This is a genomic window from Methanosaeta sp. UBA458 (assembly GCF_002496085.1).
In the GTDB taxonomy this organism is placed as follows: domain Archaea; phylum Halobacteriota; class Methanosarcinia; order Methanotrichales; family Methanotrichaceae; genus Methanothrix; species Methanothrix soehngenii.
Genome location: NZ_DAIK01000137.1, coordinates 40474 through 41743, shown reverse-complemented (window position 1 = coordinate 41743; position 1270 = coordinate 40474). Strand labels below are relative to the sequence as shown.

The following is a 1270-nucleotide window of genomic DNA, read 5'->3' as shown; positions in this document are numbered from 1 at the left end:
TGTGACCCAATGGAATGGTGATGAACTCATTGAATTGTGTAAACAAAAACATGATCGTGATATTGAAGCTTATTGGAATTCATTGATTTGGCATAATGAGTTAGCAGAATTTTTTGCGGGGAGGGCTATAGAAGCATGGGATGAATCCACTTGCAAGATCACATTTCACGAAAAAGCGTTTGCATGTGAGGCGTATGTGGTTGCTTGCGTTCAGTCCTTGAATCCCATGGCAGATATGCTTGGTCAAATCATCAATATCGCGGTCTTGGAAGTTTCTCATAATGAACATGAGTTGTGGGCAAGCGAAATATCCAAGAAGCTTCAAAAAAAAGAATATTCCGGTATCAAAGATTCTTGGGACAAGTTCTATAAGAGCGATGAATTCCGCTATGTGAACGCTTTCAGCAACACGATTAAACACAGACGACTAGTTCGGACTAAATCTATCCAATTTGATATTACTGGAACTCATGAAGGGGGAGGCAATGTATTTATGCCATTTAAATATAACAAGAGAGACTACCCCAGCTTGACGGTTAGTACTATTGTCAATAAATATCGACAAGAGATACGTGGTTTTGTTCTCAATACAGGCGCAAGCATCAACGATCACCTGAAGAGCCTATAGCACATAGATTTTAATATTATTATATCATTATATTCATTCTGCCAGGATTAAGCTTCTTATTTTATCCGACATTAAATAGCGGACGCAACACTTGCGAAGATCAGCAGTCTTCATAATCGATCCCCATATCGGGTTCAGGATCTAATTTGTCTTTGCCTCTCAGTGCCACGTGCTGATAGCGATTTCGATAAAGACTGCACTGTGATCCCGAATCTTGCAGCTACATCAGGGAGCAAAGGCTCCCTTCTTGCTTCTAGCTCCTCGGCAATGAAAGCCAGTATAGCTTTAGTATCTGTGCGCGAATTGTGCTCATAATGTGCGCAGTTCTCAAAAAATATCAGAGAACTAACTGCCAAACATAGTTATGTAAGTGCACCCCATTCAATACTAATTATAATATGGTTTTATAAGCATGGTTACATTTAATTTTTTTGCTAACCTATTTTTCTACACACTATTAGAATAAGACGATTTGATCCCTTACCCCTATGATTATCGAGCCAAAAAGTATGCTCAAAAGAGCCTCGGCCTCTGATGATTGCGGTTAGGATGCTTGCGGTTTGTGGCGGAAATTGAGGCAGATTTAAGGAAATATCTTTAGATGTACCAAGGATCTTCATGATTCAATGCTATCTTAAATAG

Annotated in this window: 1 protein-coding gene; it reads left to right on the top strand. The window is 39.3% G+C overall.

Annotated features, from left to right (window positions below; genetic code table 11):
- Nucleotides 1-628: hypothetical protein (locus tag BP822_RS10350; protein WP_286878248.1), on the top strand; the 628-nt coding region annotated here is incomplete at its 5' end.
- Nucleotides 629-1270: the final 642 nt, after the last annotated feature.